Annotated in this window: 17 protein-coding genes, 1 tRNA gene and 1 other RNA gene; 12 read left to right on the top strand and 7 right to left on the bottom strand. The window is 58.3% G+C overall.

From position 1 onward, the window contains the following. Positions 1-34 precede the first annotated feature (34 nt). The 4 genes from thyA to CV013_RS04820 all read left to right on the top strand — a co-directional run bounded on the left by thyA (position 35) and on the right by CV013_RS04820 (position 4,799). On the top strand, positions 35-991 hold the full coding sequence (gene thyA, locus CV013_RS04835; RefSeq protein WP_102154133.1) for a thymidylate synthase: 957 nt from the start codon (positions 35-37) through the stop codon (positions 989-991). A gap of 104 nt (positions 992-1,095) precedes the next feature. Beyond that, a complete protein-coding gene (locus CV013_RS04830; RefSeq protein WP_102154132.1) occupies positions 1,096-2,388 on the top strand; it encodes a 3-methyl-2-oxobutanoate dehydrogenase (2-methylpropanoyl-transferring) subunit alpha in 1,293 nt (430 codons plus the stop codon). Beyond that, a complete protein-coding gene (locus CV013_RS04825) occupies positions 2,373-3,440 on the top strand; it encodes an alpha-ketoacid dehydrogenase subunit beta (protein WP_190276523.1) in 1,068 nt (355 codons plus the stop codon). The genes CV013_RS04830 and CV013_RS04825 overlap by 16 nt, the downstream gene beginning before the upstream one ends. Before the next feature lie 6 nt (positions 3,441-3,446). Continuing rightward, entirely contained in the window at positions 3,447-4,799 is a 1,353-nt protein-coding gene (locus CV013_RS04820) for a dihydrolipoamide acetyltransferase family protein (RefSeq protein ID WP_102154131.1), read from the top strand. 44 nt (positions 4,800-4,843) lie between these two features. On the opposite strand, the gene CV013_RS04815 is transcribed toward CV013_RS04820, so the two are convergent. After that, the gene (locus CV013_RS04815) at positions 4,844-5,263 is read right to left on the bottom strand and encodes a hypothetical protein (protein ID WP_102154130.1); all 420 of its coding nucleotides are present in this window, start codon (positions 5,261-5,263) and stop codon (positions 4,844-4,846) included. Positions 5,264-5,441: 178 nt separating this feature from the next. On the opposite strand from CV013_RS04815, the gene CV013_RS04810 reads away from it, so the two are divergent. Further along, positions 5,442-5,518 (top strand) — tRNA-Asp (locus tag CV013_RS04810). 46 nt (positions 5,519-5,564) lie between these two features. On the opposite strand, the gene CV013_RS04805 is transcribed toward CV013_RS04810, so the two are convergent. The 5 genes from CV013_RS04805 to CV013_RS04790 all read right to left on the bottom strand — a co-directional run bounded on the left by CV013_RS04805 (position 5,565) and on the right by CV013_RS04790 (position 7,379). Continuing rightward, complete coding sequence (locus tag CV013_RS04805; RefSeq protein WP_102154129.1) at positions 5,565-5,780, bottom strand: DUF2842 domain-containing protein; 216 nt, start codon at positions 5,778-5,780, stop codon at positions 5,565-5,567. After that, on the bottom strand, positions 5,777-6,352 hold the full coding sequence (locus CV013_RS04800; RefSeq protein WP_223805288.1) for a 5-formyltetrahydrofolate cyclo-ligase: 576 nt from the start codon (positions 6,350-6,352) through the stop codon (positions 5,777-5,779). Before CV013_RS04800 ends, CV013_RS04805 begins: the two co-directional genes overlap by 4 nt. Positions 6,353-6,397: 45 nt before the next feature. Beyond that, a non-coding RNA gene (gene ssrS, locus CV013_RS16090) (6S RNA) lies at positions 6,398-6,572 on the bottom strand. A 10-nt stretch (positions 6,573-6,582) separates the two neighbouring features. Next, entirely contained in the window at positions 6,583-7,188 is a 606-nt protein-coding gene (gene zapA, locus CV013_RS04795) for a cell division protein ZapA (RefSeq protein WP_102154127.1), read from the bottom strand. Then, positions 7,185-7,379: a hypothetical protein gene (locus CV013_RS04790; RefSeq protein ID WP_102154126.1), complete on the bottom strand. Its 195-nt coding sequence runs from the start codon at positions 7,377-7,379 to the stop codon at positions 7,185-7,187. The genes zapA and CV013_RS04790 overlap by 4 nt, the downstream gene beginning before the upstream one ends. 202 nt (positions 7,380-7,581) lie before the next feature. Here CV013_RS04790 and tkt point away from each other — a divergent pair, with 202 nt between their 5' ends. The 5 genes from tkt to CV013_RS04765 all read left to right on the top strand — a co-directional run bounded on the left by tkt (position 7,582) and on the right by CV013_RS04765 (position 13,362). Next, positions 7,582-9,558: a transketolase gene (gene tkt, locus CV013_RS04785; RefSeq protein WP_102154125.1), complete on the top strand. Its 1,977-nt coding sequence runs from the start codon at positions 7,582-7,584 to the stop codon at positions 9,556-9,558. A gap of 15 nt (positions 9,559-9,573) precedes the next feature. Next, a complete protein-coding gene (gene gap / locus CV013_RS04780; protein ID WP_102154124.1) occupies positions 9,574-10,581 on the top strand; it encodes a type I glyceraldehyde-3-phosphate dehydrogenase in 1,008 nt (335 codons plus the stop codon). Between the two features lie 150 nt (positions 10,582-10,731). After that, positions 10,732-11,931, top strand: a complete 1,200-nt coding sequence (locus CV013_RS04775) for a phosphoglycerate kinase (protein WP_102154123.1) — start codon at positions 10,732-10,734, stop codon at positions 11,929-11,931. Continuing rightward, the gene (locus CV013_RS04770; protein ID WP_102154122.1) at positions 11,928-12,389 is read left to right on the top strand and encodes a PaaI family thioesterase; all 462 of its coding nucleotides are present in this window, start codon (positions 11,928-11,930) and stop codon (positions 12,387-12,389) included. The genes CV013_RS04775 and CV013_RS04770 overlap by 4 nt, the downstream gene beginning before the upstream one ends. An 85-nt stretch (positions 12,390-12,474) precedes the next feature. After that, complete coding sequence (locus CV013_RS04765) at positions 12,475-13,362, top strand: fructose bisphosphate aldolase (RefSeq protein WP_102154121.1); 888 nt, start codon at positions 12,475-12,477, stop codon at positions 13,360-13,362. A gap of 80 nt (positions 13,363-13,442) precedes the next feature. Here CV013_RS04765 and CV013_RS04760 read toward each other — a convergent pair whose 3' ends face one another. Beyond that, on the bottom strand, positions 13,443-13,835 hold the full coding sequence (locus CV013_RS04760; protein ID WP_102154120.1) for a putative periplasmic lipoprotein: 393 nt from the start codon (positions 13,833-13,835) through the stop codon (positions 13,443-13,445). 38 nt (positions 13,836-13,873) lie between these two features. Here CV013_RS04760 and thiE point away from each other — a divergent pair, with 38 nt between their 5' ends. Both thiE and CV013_RS04750 read left to right on the top strand, forming a co-directional pair. Next, positions 13,874-14,548 (top strand): thiamine phosphate synthase, encoded by a 675-nt coding sequence (thiE, locus tag CV013_RS04755; RefSeq protein ID WP_102154119.1) that lies wholly within the window; start codon positions 13,874-13,876, stop codon positions 14,546-14,548. Between the two features lie 33 nt (positions 14,549-14,581). Beyond that, positions 14,582-15,649 (top strand): M23 family metallopeptidase, encoded by a 1,068-nt coding sequence (locus CV013_RS04750; protein WP_223805289.1) that lies wholly within the window; start codon positions 14,582-14,584, stop codon positions 15,647-15,649. Positions 15,650-15,716: the final 67 nt, after the last annotated feature.

The raw sequence follows: 15,716 nt of genomic DNA, 5'->3' as shown, positions 1-15,716 counted from the left end.
GGCAAGCAGGCATTTGCACCGCTAGGTAATTCATATGGCCACTGCATCGCATACGACCGATTCTCTCGCCGCTCCTCATCCGGAGCAGCAATATCTCGATCTGATGCGGGATATTTGGGAGCGCGGTTCGGAAAGGGTTGATCGGACGGGAATTGGCACGCGTTCGGTCTTTGGGGCGACTCTGCGATTTGATCTGTCGGGTGGGGCGATGCCGTTGCTGACCACCAAGCGGGTCTATTGGAAAACAGCGACTCGCGAACTGCTGTGGTTCCTGACAGGCGATACCAACATTCGGGCGCTGGTACTGCAGGGCGTCGGTATCTGGAACGAGTGGCCCCATGCGAAATATGTTCGCGACACAGGAGACGAGATTACTCTCGATGATTTCGTCCAGCGAATTGCCGACAATGAGGAATTCGCGGCGCGCTGGGGCGATCTGGGGCCGGTTTATGGCAAGCAGTGGGTCGACTGGCCGACTTACCGCTATCGCAAGGATGGCGCATATGAACCGGGGCCGGGGATCAATCAGGTCGCTGAAGTGGTCGAATCACTACGGACCAATCCCGGCAGCAGGCGCCACATCATCGAAGGCTGGAATGTGGCAGAGCTGGACCGGATGGCATTGCCCCCGTGCCATAAGACGTATCAGTTCCACGTCGCGAACGGAAAGCTGAACGCTTTGCTCTATCAGCGCAGTTGCGATGTGGCGCTGGGCCTGCCGTTCAACTTGTGGTCGGCGGCGTTGCTGGCACGGATGCTGGCTCAGCAAGTCGATCTGGAGCCCGGCGAACTGGTGTGGATGGGAGGGGACACCCATCTGTACCTCAACCACGCGCATCTGATCGAAGAACAGCTTGAGCGGGAACCACGCGGACATCCACGACTTGAATTACTGCGGCGTCCAGAAACGATCTTCGATTATCGGATCGAGGATTTCCAGGTGTCAGATTACACCCCGCATGGCGCGATAAAGGCTCCCGTTGCGGTGTAGTTGGGACTTCTTGACCGTTTCCGTCGTTTGAAATATTATGTCGCAATCGTAGAAGATTGCTACTGGCATTGCTGATGGCGTCTGACCGAACGGGAGAGAAGGATATGGCCAATGGGCCGACTGGAAACGGGCAGGTGGGGCATAATCGCCCCTCTCTCAGACTTCACGTACCCGAACCGAAGTTTCGTCCGGGGGATGAGGTTGATTTCTCACATCTCGCTGTAACCAAGCCGGGCGCACAGCCCCGGCCAGATGAGAGCTGTGAAGCGTCCGAGACCAACCCGTTGGCGACCGATCTGGTGCGCGTATTGGGGGATGATAATCAGGCGTATGGCCCTTGGGATCCGCGCCTCGACCCGGATACCCTGCGCGCCATGCTGGAGAAAATGGCGCTGACGCGTGCGTTCGACGAACGGATGTATCGCGGCCAGCGGCAGGGCAAGACCAGCTTCTATATGAAGTGTACGGGGGAAGAGGCCACGAGTGTTGCCCCGGCGATGGCACTGGCGAGCGACGACATGGTGTTCCCCAGCTATCGCCAGCAAGGCATTCTGATCACTCGCGGCTATCCGTTGGTCGAGATGATCAATCAGATATACTCCAACCGGGGGGACAAGCTGAAAGGGCGCCAGCTCCCGATCATGTATTCCAGCCGCGCGCATTCGTTCTTCACCATCAGCGGTAATCTGGCGACGCAAACTCCGCAGGCGGTTGGCTGGGCGATGGCCAGTGCTATTCGTGGGGACAGCCGGATCGCGGCGACCTGGCTGGGTGAAGGCAGTACGGCCGAAGGAGATTTCCATTCGGCCTGTATTTTCGCCGCTGTTTATAATGCGCCGGTGATCCTCAACGTAGTGAACAATCAGTGGGCGATTTCCAGCTTCTCGGGTTTCGCTGGTGGTGAGCGGACGACCTTTGCCGCGCGGGCCGTTGGGTATGGCATTGCCGGGCTGCGGGTGGATGGCAATGATCCGCTGGCCGTTTATGCAGCAACCCAGTGGGCGGCAAACCGCGCCCGTGCAAACGGCGGGCCGACTCTGATCGAACACTTCACATACCGTGCTGAAGGTCACTCTACGTCCGATGATCCCACTGCCTATCGTTCGGCGCAGGAACACACCGAATGGCCGCTGGGCGATCCGATTATGCGTTTGAAAGATCATCTGATCGCCATTGGCGAATGGGATGAAGATCGTCAGTCCGCGCTGGACCTCGAATGTGCCGAGAAAGTGAAGGCTGCCACCAAGGAAGCCGAAAAGAACGGTATTCTCGGCCACGGGCTGCACCATCCGTTTCACACCATGTTCGAAGACGTTTACGAAGATCTGCCCTGGCATCTGGAAGAACAGGCGGCGCAGGCGATCCGCGAAAGGAAGATCAAATGGCCTCAAGCGTGATCGAGGACGACACCCCCTTTGGGTTAGAAGATGCGCCGACGCGCAGCCTCAATATGATTGAAGCGATCAACGATGCGCTCGACATTATGATGAGCCGCGATCCGTCAGTCATCATCATGGGCGAGGATGTCGGTTTTTTCGGCGGTGTGTTCCGTTGCACTGCGGGCTTGCAGGAAAAATATGGCAAGACGCGGGTGTTCGACACACCGATCAACGAGTGTGGCATCATCGGTGCGGCTGTCGGGATGGGGGCATATGGCTTGCGTCCGGTGCCGGAAATCCAGTTCGCAGACTATATCTATCCCGGTCTGGATCAGCTTATTTCCGAGGCAGCGCGGCTACGCTATCGCTCAGCGGGTGAGTTTATCGCGCCACTGACCGTTCGCTCTCCATTTGGTGGCGGAATTTTCGGCGGGCAGACTCACAGCCAGAGCCCCGAAGCGCTGTTCACGCATGTGTCTGGCCTCAAGACTGTGATCCCCAGCACGCCGCACGATGCCAAGGGGCTGTTGATCGCCGCGATAGAAGACGACGATCCGGTGATCTTTTTCGAACCGAAGCGGATATATAACGGCCCGTTCGACGGGTACTACGACAAGCCCGTGCAACCGTGGAAGAAATTCCCGCAAAGCAAGGTGCCCGAAGGTTATTATTCGATCCCGCTCGGCAAAGCGCGCAAAGTGCGCGATGGCGAGGCGATGACTATCCTTGCCTACGGCACGATGGTGCATGTGGTGGAGGCAGTGGCGAGGGAGAAGGGTATCGATGCCGATATTCTCGATCTGCGGACTCTCGTCCCGCTCGATATCGAAGCGATCGAAGAATCGGTGGAGAAAACCGGCCGCTGTCTGATTGTCCACGAAGCCACCCGCACCAGCGGGTTTGGTGCGGAGCTTTCCGCTTTGGTGACTGAGCGATGCTTCTACCATCTCGAAGCGCCGGTGGAGCGAGTGACGGGTTTCGACACGCCATATCCGCACAGCCTTGAGTGGGCATTCTTCCCCGGGCCGATCCGCATCGGCGAGGCGATGGACAAGATTTTGGAGGCCTGAGGGATTATGGCACGTTTTACATTCAACCTGCCCGATATCGGGGAAGGCATCGCCGAAGCTGAAATCGTCGACTGGCATGTCAAAGTGGGTGACACAGTCGAAGAAGATGGCCGTCTGGCCGATATGATGACCGATAAAGCGACGGTCGAAATGGAAAGCCCGGTTTCGGGCAAAGTGATCGAAGTCGCTGGCGAGGTCGGAGATGTCATCTCTATCGGTTCTATGCTGGTGGTGATCGAAGTCGAAGGCGAGGTGCCCGAAGATGTTCTGGCGGACAGCGATGGCGCGCCAGCCCCCAAATCGGACGAGGTTGAGGAGCGGATCGAAACCGAAGTGTCGGATGCATCCGATGCCGACGATGCGATTGCTAATGGCCCGCAGAATGCTCCGCCGCCCGAAGCGGTGCCCGCAGAAACCCCGAAGCCGCGCCCAGCGCCTAAGGTTCAACCCGATGCAGCGCTAAGCCAGGCCAGCACCGGTACGACATCCAAGGTTCTCGCGACCCCTGCGGTTCGCAAGCGCGCCGCCGATCTTGGTATCGATCTGAGCGAAGTGCGGCCGAGCGAGGAAGGGCGGATTCGCCATGCCGACCTCGATGCGTTCATATCGTATGGAGCCAAATCCGGGCACGCCCCGGCTGCTGCGACCCGACCGGATGAGACTGTGAAGGTGATCGGCCTGCGCCGTCGGATTGCCGAAAATATGGCCGCGGCAAAGCGCACCATTCCTCACTTCACTTATGTCGAAGAATGCGACGTGACCGAGCTGGAGCGCTTGCGCGCTCAGCTGAACGATGCACGTGGGGAGCGTCCCAAACTCACGATGCTGCCGCTGCTTATTACCGCAATCTGCAAGACACTGCCCGATTTCCCGATGATCAATGCGCGCTATGACGATGAAGCAGGCGTGGTAACACGCCACGGCGCTGTACATCTGGGGATGGCGACGCAGACCGATGGTGGGCTGATGGTGCCGGTGATCCGTGATGCCCAGCGGCAGAATTTATGGCAGCTTGCTGCGGAGATCGTGCGACTGGCAAACGCCGCGCGGGATGGCTCGGCCAAATCAAACGAGCTTTCCGGCTCCACACTCACAGTCACCTCACTTGGACCTCTAGGGGGTGTGGCAACAACCCCCGTCATCAATCGTCCTGAGGTGGCGATCATCGGCCCCAATCGGATTGTCGAACGGCCGATGTTCGTGCCCGATGGCAATGGCGGCGAACGGATCGAAAAGCGCAAGCTGATGAATATTTCGATCAGTTGCGATCATCGGGTCGTCGATGGCTGGGATGCGGCAAGCTTTATCCAGCAGTTGAAGAAGCTGATCGAAACTCCCGCTCTGCTTCTGGTGGATTAGAACGCCCCCTCTGCCGCCGATATATCGGTGGAGGGGCTCTGTTTCTATCGAACGATTGCGCTGAACGTCATTCGCCCCGTCGATGCGTTGGCTTTCCATCGCAGATTGGTCACGTCTTCGGGGGCCGCCACCCGGTTCCCTACGCGCATATTATCGAGCGCACCCCAACTGCGTCCGCCATCAACTGAAACCTCAATCGAATTGCTTCCTGCTCGCTGGAACAGCAGAGTGGGCGGGATTCTGCTCGATACGGTAAACCCGCGAGTCGCGCTGTGGGCCTGCCACGTGAGGATGAGAACCACTTTATCGCCACGTTGCAGAGTGGTGGCGGGCTCGATCGAGCGAGAGCCGTTTATGGCGCGTTCGACATAGACCGCGCGATCTATCGTTACCGGGGCTTGCGCTGCCGCCGCTGTCGATAGGGCGCAGGCGAGGGTGCCCCCCAGTCCGATAAGTCCACGCATATCATTTGCTCCGCATAATCCCCGATAAGGGGCTGCGCCTGACTGTCGGAATATGGTTAATATCCCGTAGATTGAGGGAGGTGCAAAAAACCTGCAAAAATGGCTGTAACGACCGGTTGACAGCCCGTGCTTCAAGCCGTAGTGGCGCGTCTCCCAAGAGGCGCTGCCGCTTAAATGCGCGGGTGTAGCTCAGTTGGTTAGAGTATCGGCCTGTCACGCCGAGGGTCGCGGGTTCAAGTCCCGTCACTCGCGCCACTTGGGACTCTTTCTTCGGAAACGGTGAAAATCGGGGCGTTGGCGCTTAGCGCCAGCGCCCTGTTTCCATCCACGCCAGAAAGCGCCTGAGCGGCAGGATCCACACGATCCCCAGCGCGATATAGACCATCGTCTGCAACAGCGTATGCCAGCCCCCGATCAGATCGGGCACATAGCGCGCGATAACCAGCGCATAGGCGGCCACACCCAGCAACATGCCAAGTATGCCAAGCGGGATACGCAGGGTCGGTTCGGTTCTCATGTAAATGGTCCGTAAAGTCGTGTAGGGGTGACGATGGCTGACAAAGGTATGTCGTGTTCCTCCGTCGGCAGGGTGTCGACAAGTTGGCAGTCCCATGCCAGCCCTATCGCGGTGGTGCCGGGATGTTCGGCCAGCCAGCGATCATAATGCCCGCCACCCTGACCAAGCCGCTGGCCGCTGTCGGTGAAACCCACCAATGGGACGAACACTACGTCGGGCACCAGAACCAGAGCCTCTGATCCCGGTTGATTTAACCCGAAGGGGCCGCTCTCCAGATCGGTTTCCCCGAACGGATCGCAATGTGTGGCAAATTCCATCGGCGCATTGTCCGCGGCAAATCGGGGGAGCGCGATTCGATGGCCGCGCTCGATGTAGTATTTCGCATAAGTGCCTGCCGGTGCCTCATGCGGAGTGGCGCGATAGAGGCCGATCACCGCGTTCTCTGGCACAAGTGCTGCCAATGGCGCAGGCGGTATGCGTAGCAGCAGGGCACGGGTTACCGCAGGGAGAGCGGCAACATGCCGCTTGCGATCAGCACGTAACTGTTTGCGAAGAGTTTGTTTGTCGGTCACGCAGGCTTTCATCTCGTGAGCATTTGCCCCCCTTATGGGGTAAGTGGCGGAACCACCATGGTCGTTTACCGGGAAATCCTCTGACGCCTAAGGGTCAGGTGGGCGCCATGTGCCTCGGAGCCGGACCCTATTTCAGGCCCCGCACCCCGGACAGGGACGGCTCCCTTGGATTGCTTATAGCCCCAGGGATTTTCTGCAGGTTCGTGCCGGGCAGTCCCGCCGCCGCCTATTTAGGATGCAGTTGGCTTGCTCTCAAGCCGGTCGGCATAGAATTCGAGCTGTTCGGCAAATCTTTCCAGTGCCAGGGCCAGGGCCAGGTTTGGATCATTTGCATCGGGCAAGGATGATTTGCCCGATGCGGTTGCGCTCGTATGCGCTCTCTTCTCTTCAATGAGGGTGGCGATTTGCGCGCTCAATGCAGCACGCTGCGTTTCGTGCTCGGCAATCTGCTGTGTCAACGCTTCGATCTGATTGCGCGCACCCTCCATTTCACCGGCGGGTTGGGGGGCACTGTTCTTCAGGCGAACGATCTCGGATTCGAGGTCTGCTATAGTGCTGCGAAGTGCGGCTTGTTCAACTTCGGCAGATTGCGCGTTGCGTTCGGATTCATCTTTGGCCGCAATCGCCTTGCTGGCATTTTCTTTTGCTTCATGCGTTTCGTCGGCAAGCATCAGCGATGCGAAGAGCAGATTCTGTGCATCCTGAGGAGCGAGGCGCCCCATCGTTTCAAGCTTGGCATTGACCAGCGTAGCAAGATTGCGAACGCGGTCCTCTTCTCCCCGAGCGCAAGCGACGCGATAGACGCGTCCGCCAACTGTGACGGATACCTCGCTCATTGTTCGATATCTGCGATGAGTATGTCGAGTTCTTTCAGCGCTGCAATCACGGTTTCGCGCAAGGTTTCGTGTTCATCCACGAGTCTGGACACCGAAAGCGGTTGAGTGTGCACTTCCTCCGACGCTGCCGCGATCCGCGTCAGAGCGGATTCGATCCGCCGGGTTGCTGCTTCTATACGATCTCCGCTCATGCGCTTTAGATAGACAAATTAGCGCTTCTACGCAAAGGGTTGGGGTGGGCTGTTGATAACTCGCATGAGGCGACGCGGGCGCGGTTTCGGTCGGGTTGACGGTGGAAGCGGGGGAGGGGTTGCTTGACCTTCCTCCGCCTGTCCGCAAGAGGGATGCGCGCGCGACGAATCGCCTTGTTTTCTCTCTGCCGGAGCACTGCCCATGACCATCGACCCGTCCCGTCTCGCGCCGATGGCGAATGCCATTCGCGCCCTGTCGATGGATGCGGTTCAGGCCGCCAATTCCGGGCATCCGGGGATGCCCATGGGCATGGCCGATGTCGCTACGGTTCTGTGGTCCAAGTATCTGAAATTCGACCCGAAGGCTCCTGATTGGGCCGATCGTGATCGCTTCGTGCTGAGTGCCGGGCATGGATCGATGCTGATCTACAGTCTGCTGCACCTGAGCGGATACGATGCGCCGACGATGGACGATATTCGCAACTTCCGTCAGCTCGGCAGCCCGTGTGCCGGGCACCCGGAAAACTTTCTCCTGCCCGGCGTCGAATGCACTACTGGCCCTCTTGGTCAGGGGTTGGCGATGGCAGTCGGTATGGCGATTGCCGAACGCCATCTGAACGGCGTGTTCGGAGACGATCTCGTCGATCACGATACCTGGGTTGTCGCGGGCGACGGTTGCCTGATGGAAGGCATCAATCACGAGGCGATCGGGCTGGCGGGCAATCTTCGCCTCGGTCACCTTAAGGTGCTGTGGGATTCCAACGCGATCACAATCGACGGATCGACCGACCTGTCGACATGCGAGGATATTCCTGCGCGTTACCGCGCAACTGGCTGGAATGTGGTCGAATGCGATGGGCATGATTTTGCCGATATCGACCGCGCTCTTGGTGCAGCGAAAGCGGAAACCGCCAAGCCCACTCTGGTTGTGTGTCGTACCGTTATCGGGAAGGGGGCTCCTAACAAGCAGGGCACGAGTGCCACCCATGGTGCGCCGCTCGGAGCAGAGGAAATCGCGGCGGCCCGTGCCGAACTGGGCTGGACGGCTGCGCCGTTCGAGATTCCTACTGCAATCGTTGCGGACTGGCGCAAGACGGGCGAACGCGGCGCCGTTTTGCGTCAGGAATGGAATGCACGCCTTGATGCTTCGTCCGACAAGGCTGAGTTCGAGCGCCGCATGGCAGGCGATCTGACCAGAGGCGATGAAGTGGCCGCAGCATTCTCTGCCTGGCTGTCGGATGATAAAAAGGTCGCTACGCGCAAAGCATCGGAGCTTGCACTCGATATTCTGACTCCGCTTTTGCCGGAGATGGTCGGCGGATCGGCGGATCTCACCGGATCGAACAACACAAAAACCAAGGCGACAACGCCTCTGACTGCTGATGATTATGCCGGACGGTATGTTTATTACGGCATTCGCGAATTCGGCATGGCGGCGGCGATGAACGGTATGGCGCTGCACGGCGGAGTAATTCCGTATGGCGGTACTTTTCTGATCTTCAGTGATTATTGTCGAAACGCGGTTCGCCTTTCCGCCTTGCAGCAGATTCGCGCGATCTATGTCTTTACGCACGACAGTATCGGTCTGGGCGAGGACGGGCCTACCCATCAGCCGGTGGAACAGGTGATGAGCCTGCGGATGATACCGAACCTCAATGTGTTCCGTCCGTGCGATATCGTTGAAACCGCCGAATGCTGGCGTCTTGCTTTGCAGAATAAAGAAACACCTTCGGTTCTCGCGCTTAGCCGTCAGAATTTGCCGCAACTGCGCCACGAAGGCGATATGTTGAGCGCACGAGGAGCTTATCGCCTTCGGATGGCCAAAGCAGAGCGCAAAGCCGTGCTGATCGGCACCGGTTCCGAAGTGGAGCTGGCTTGTAACGTGGCTGATGCGCTCGAAGCACAGGGTATTGGGGCCGACGTGGTTTCTATGCCGAGTATGGAACTGTTCGAGCAGCAGGAAGCTGCATACAAGGCGGATCTCCTTCCTGCCGATACGCTCAAGATTTCGATCGAAGCAGGTGTAACGATGGGTTGGGAACGTTATACCGGTTGCGACGGCTTGCAGATTGGTCTCAATCGCTTTGGCGCCTCTGCCCCGGCAGAGGAACTGTTCGCCAAATTCGGTTTCACCGTGGACGCAATCGTCCCGCAAATCACAAACAAACTCAACGGATAAGCAGGAGCTCTTCTCATGGCGACCAAAGTTGCGATCAACGGTTTCGGACGTATCGGGCGGCTTGTCGCGCGTGCACTGCTGGAGCGGGACGATCACGATCTGGAACTCGTTTCGATCAACGATCTTGCAGACACCAAATCCAATGCCCTGCTGTTCCAGTACGACAGCACGCATGGCCGTTTCCCTGGCACGGTTGAGGTCGACGGCAATGATCTGATCGTCAATGGAAAGCGCATTCACGTAACCAGTGAACGCGATCCGGGCAATTTGCCCCACAAGGCCAATGGCATCGACATTGCGCTCGAATGCACCGGCTTTTTCCAGTCGGATGAGAAGAGCCGCCCACACCTCGCCGCAGGTGCCAAGCGCGTGCTGATCTCGGCCCCGGCAACCGGTGTGTCGGCCACGATCGTTTATGGCGTGAATCAGGATACCCTGACAGCTGACGATGTGATCGTGTCGAATGCAAGCTGCACGACCAACTGCCTCGCACCGGTGGCTAAGGTACTCGACGATGCGGTGGGCATCGAACGTGGCTTCATGACCACGATCCACTCCTACACCAACGATCAGCGTATGCTCGATCAGATGCATAGCGACATGCGCCGTGCCCGTGGTGGTGCACAGAATATGATCCCGACCACGACCGGCGCGGCCCGTGCGGTTGGCCTGGTGCTGCCGCAGCTTAAGGGCAAGCTCGATGGGTCGTCGGTACGCGTGCCGACGCCGAATGTGTCGCTGATCGATCTGGTGTTCACACCCAAGCGCGATGTGACAGCCGAAGAACTGAACGCCGCGCTGAAGGCAGCTTCTGAAGGTGCAATGAAGGGCGTTCTCGCTTTCACCGATCAGCCGCTGGTTTCGAGCGACTTCAATCACTACCCCGCCAGTTCCACGGTTGATTCGCTGGAAACCGCGGTTCTCGAAGGCAAGCTGGCACGGGTTGTGAGCTGGTATGACAACGAATGGGGCTTCTCCAACCGCATGATCGATACCGCTGGCGTGATGGCGAAGCTGATCTGAACCTATTCCTTCCTCCGAAAGCGGGGAGGGAAACGATTGACGGGCCGTGGCGGCGGGGGCGCCCGCCACGGTCGGAGTTATCTGCGGGTGCCCCTTCATCCCGCGCCCTGCGCGGTTCCTCTCTCTTGTCGGGGAGGATGGGAGTCGAATATGCCCAAATTCAAGACGCTCGACGATATTGGTGATGTGCGTGGCAAGGTCGCGCTGGTGCGGGTCGATCTCAACCTGCCAATGAAAGATGGTCGCGCAACCGATGTGACTCGGGTGGAGGCAAGTGCTCCGACCATTCTTGAACTGGCCGACAAGGGTGCCAAAGTACTGCTGCTGGCGCACTTTGGACGTCCTAAGGGGCAGCGAAATTCGACGATGAGCACCAGTATGGTGCAGGGCGATGTGGAGCGTGTCCTCGATCGCGAAATCATGTTCATTCCTGAGGTCGCCGGGCCAGTGGTGGAACAGGCGATCGGCATTCTGCGCGATGGTGATATCGGCTTGCTGGATAATGTCCGCTTCTGGCCGGGCGAGGAAGCCAACGATCCCGAATTCGCCAGGGCGATTGCCGGCCACGGCGATTTTTACGTCAATGACGCATTTTCCGCGGCCCACCGCGCGCATGCCAGCACGGAAGGTCTCGCTCACCTTTTGCCCGCCTATGCCGGGCGCGCGATGGAAGCGGAACTGACCGCGCTGGATAAAGCGCTTGGCAACCCTGAAATGCCGGCTGCAGCTGTGGTTGGCGGTGCGAAGGTCAGTTCCAAGCTTGCTGTGCTCGAACACCTCGTCGGCAAAGTGCAGCATCTGATAATCGGCGGGGGAATGGCCAACACATTTCTCGCTGCGCGCGGCGTCGATGTAGGCAAGAGTCTGTGTGAGCACGACCTGACCGGTACGGCAAACAAAATTCTGGATACCGCCAGTCATGCCGGATGCACCGTTCATTTGCCTTACGATGTGGTCGTCGCGAAAGAATTTGCCGCTCATCCGGCGAGCTTGCGTACATGCAACGTGCACGAGGTGGCGGCTGAGGAGATGATACTCGACGTAGGCCCGCTCGCGGTGGAGGCATTGGGCGATGTGCTGAAAACCTGTCGCACTTTGGTGTGGAACGGCCCGATGGGGGCATTTGAAACCGAACCGTTCGATGCGGCAACTGTGGCTTTGGCGCGGACTGCGGCAGCTTTGACCCAAGATGGTTCGCTGGTATCTGTTGCTGGTGGCGGTGATACTGTGGCGGCGCTTAACCATGCCGGCGTCGCGCATGATTTCACCTATATTTCAACTGCTGGCGGCGCTTTCCTCGAATGGATGGAAGGTAAGGTTCTCCCAGGTGTGGCGGCGCTGGAAGCATGAGCGAAGAACCGACAGTTATCGGCGCGGGTAGCAGTCTGTCCGATGTCGACGAGGGCGAATGGGTCGGGTGGCAAACTTGGTCGGGTGACGCTTTCGAACAACGAGCCGGTCCATTCTATGAACGCCGTGAGGAAAATGGCGGAATGGTCAGCGCCTTCCGTGCTGAAAAGCGGCACATGAATGGTGCTGGATTCATGCATGGCGGTTGTCTGATGACATTTGCGGATTCCGCGTTGTTCACCATCGCCACTGACGAAATGGCGGGGGCTCGTGGAGTTACGCTGCAACTGGCGGGAGACTTCCTTTCGCCAGTGGCAGTCGGACAGCTCGTAGAAGCTCGTGGCGAAGTGACGCGTGGAGGCGGTAAAACCGTTTTCGTGCGCGGAATGATAACGGCGGACGGTACACCGGCGCTCACTTTCAACGGTATCATACGCAAGGTTGGCACACGCAGCTGACACTGTTGTTGCCCTGTGCGGTTGCGCTGGCTAAAGGCCTCGCGACACCTTCTGCATTCGTATGCATAACACCCGGAGCAGTCAGATGAATCACCAGGAAATGACCGACCGCATTGCCAATGGGCAGGGCTTTATTGCCGCACTCGACCAGTCCGGCGGGTCCACGCCAAAGGCATTGCGGGGTTACGGCATTGCTGACGAATCGTGGAATGGTGATGATGAAATGTTCGCAGCCATTCACGAAATGCGGAGCCGGATTATTGAAAGCCCGTGCTTTGGGAATGGTAAGGTGATCGGCGCAATACTGTTCGAGAAAACGATGGATGGGGTGAGCGGCGGCAAACCGGTGCCGACCCGTTTGGCTGAACGCGGCGTTGTGCCGTTCATCAAGGTCGACAAGGGCCTCGAAGACGAAGCAAACGGCGTTCAGCTGATGAAGCCGAATCCGGGGCTTGAAGACCTTTGCAACCGGGCCAGAGCGCTGGGCGTGTTCGGCACCAAGATGCGTTCGGTTATCAAGACGGCCAACCCTGTCGGTATTCGCCAAATCGTCGATCAGCAGTTCGCCGAGGGCGCACGAATTCTTTCGACCGGTCTCGTGCCTATGCTTGAGCCGGAATACGATATCACTGCGAAGGATCGCGCAGAAGGGGAAGCCATTCTGCGCGATGAAATCCTGTCGCATCTCGATGATTTGCCCGACGGGCAGAAAGTGATGCTCAAGCTGTCGATCCCGGTTGAAGCCAATCTTTACGCGCCTTTGATCGCGCATCCCAAAGTGTTGCGGGTTGTGGCTCTGTCGGGCGGATATTCGACCAATGAGGCATGTGAAAAGCTGGCGCAGAATACCGGAATGATAGCGAGCTTCAGCCGTGGTCTGTTGCAGGATTTGCGTCACGGGCAGTCGGATGTGGAATTCGATGGCACGCTAGGCAGCGCAATCGACCAAATTCACGCTGCTTCAGTGGCATAATTTTCCACTGTCAGAATATCTTGGGATAGTCGGATTGGCTTTTGCCGATTCGACTATCCCAGAGTCCACGGGATAATTAATCAGCGACTTTCGTATCGGAAACGATAGGTGTCGCTCGCAATTTCATCTCCCGTTATCTTCTCCGGCAACACCTGCACCAGAGCGAACCTGCGATCGTGAGTGCCATAGGTTTCGCTAAGGGTCAGATCTTTGGTTTCGCGCCAGCCCGCGCCATCGATTCTTGTTCTTACAACCACGCGCCCTGCCCACATGCATCGCGCATTGGCCGGGCAGCGGCTGTCTTCGACCACGGATTTGGGTGTCAGGACCAGATCGCCGACTTGAACAGGCTGATCGAACGGCACTGCGTAGCCTGCCGGTTGAGGTGGGCGATCTACATTGGGTGCGTTGGGGATGACCGCGCAGGCGCCCAGTGTGGCGCTTGCGAAAACGAGAATTGCGAACGTCTTCATGTAATCAGATGAGCAGCTTGCCGCTTTCGCATCTCTGAATGGTGACGAATGCGGCGCAAGCGACTAACACCCGCAGCATGACCGATTGCCAACTCTATCTGATCTCGCCGCCCGATGTTGGCGGCTCGTTTCCTGGACGACTGGAATCCGCTCTGTCCGCGGGTGAGGTGGCAGCGTTTCAGTTTCGCGTGAAGGACGTTGATCAGCATACTGCTGCAATCCTTGCAGGCCCGCTGCAAGAGATTTGCGCGGCGAAGGATTGCGCCTTCATCGTCAACGATTCCATCGCTTTGGCAAAGCGATTGGGGGCCGATGGCGTTCATTTGGGGCAGAGCGATGGCGATCCCCGCGAAGCGCGGGAGGAATTGGGGCGCGAGGCGCAGATCGGTATGACGTGTCATGCGAGCCGCCATCTCGCTCTCGAAGCCGGGGATGCGGGTGCGGATTATGTTGCGTTCGGCAGCTTTTTCCCGTCGACCACGAAGATCAGCGAACATCGCCCGGAACTGGAACTGCTAACCTGGTGGCAGACAATGGTCGAAATTCCCTGCGTCGCAATTGGCGGAATTACGCCGCAGAATTGTGGCCCGATCATACAGGCCGGAGCCGACTTTCTTGCGGTGTCACAGGCGGTATGGAGCGGTAATGAGGCAGAGGCCGTGCGTGCCTTCCACCGCGCGATGCAGGAGTATGCTTTTCAACCTGACGATTAAGCGTAAGCACAGGCATGCATCGGCCCGTGGGAAATGCTTGTGCTGCGCGAGGCTACGGGGAGACAGGTTATCCCGCCGGTGCCGAATCTGTTAAGCGCAACGATGGTGGGGGCGGGGCGCCCGGTGCAGAGCCGGATGCTTTGCCTGCGCCGCAAGCTTCGTTCATTTCCAGTCTGGCCCAAGGCTATCTTGGCGGAGCGCCGCGATGGGATTCTGGTTGGGTCAGGTGGTGCAATTATCGCTGGCTCTATCGTCATTGATGAACTGCTGGGAAAACGCCCGGTGAAAGAAGGCGCTAAGCCCTTCCGCCTGCCTCCATTGGCTGTAACCATGAGGGATGGGCAGTCCACGCGCCTGCAGTGTCGCAATCGACAAATGTGGCAGTTATCGCATAAAGAGGCGACGATGACTGTCCTTGATCGCATTGCAACCATTCTCATCACGGCAACTGTCACTTCGGCGGCGTGGATCGTTGCCGGGGGCAGTGTGCTTGATCTGGCAGGCTCGTCCAGTCAGATTGCGCGTACCCGCCCTGCGGATGCTCAACCCAGCCCGAAATCGAGCGACGTCCCCGCTGTTGAGAATGCCTCTGGCGAGAAAGTGAGCGCTCCCCCTCTGGAGACAGAGGATCTGACGGCCCCAAATGACACCGAGGCGCAGCAGATTATCGTGCCGGTCCTCAATGTTCGGCCCAGTGATTTAAGCGACACCTTTGTTGACGAACGTGGAGGGGGAAAACAAATCCATCATGCGCTAGACATCATGGCTCCAGAAGGAACAACCGTCGCCGCCGCAGCCCCAGGCAAGATCGAGAAAATGTTCAAGTCTCAGGTCGGCGGGAATACTATCTATGTCCGCTCCGCAGATGGGCGGACAATCTATTACTACGCCCATCTGGCCGAATACGCGCCGGGCTTGAAAGAAGGGCAAAAAATACGTCGCGGTCAAAGGCTGGGTGCGGTGGGGCATACAGGGCATGCCAGTGCGGAGGCGCCGCATCTCCACTTTGCCATTATGCGAACGACACCGGACGCGAAATGGTGGGAAGCCGCCGCTGCGGTTAATCCGTATCCGATTTTGACCGGGAAGATTTCAAAGTAATTGGAATGGGCCCTCGCACGCATCGTACACTACTCAATTCTCCCAATGCATTTAACAGGCTGAGGGT

The organism is Tsuneonella flava, from assembly GCF_002870965.1.
Lineage (GTDB): Bacteria > Pseudomonadota > Alphaproteobacteria > Sphingomonadales > Sphingomonadaceae > Tsuneonella > Tsuneonella flava.
Note: the sequence above shows the minus strand (reverse complement) of the source record. Positions and strands in the feature narration are given on the sequence as shown.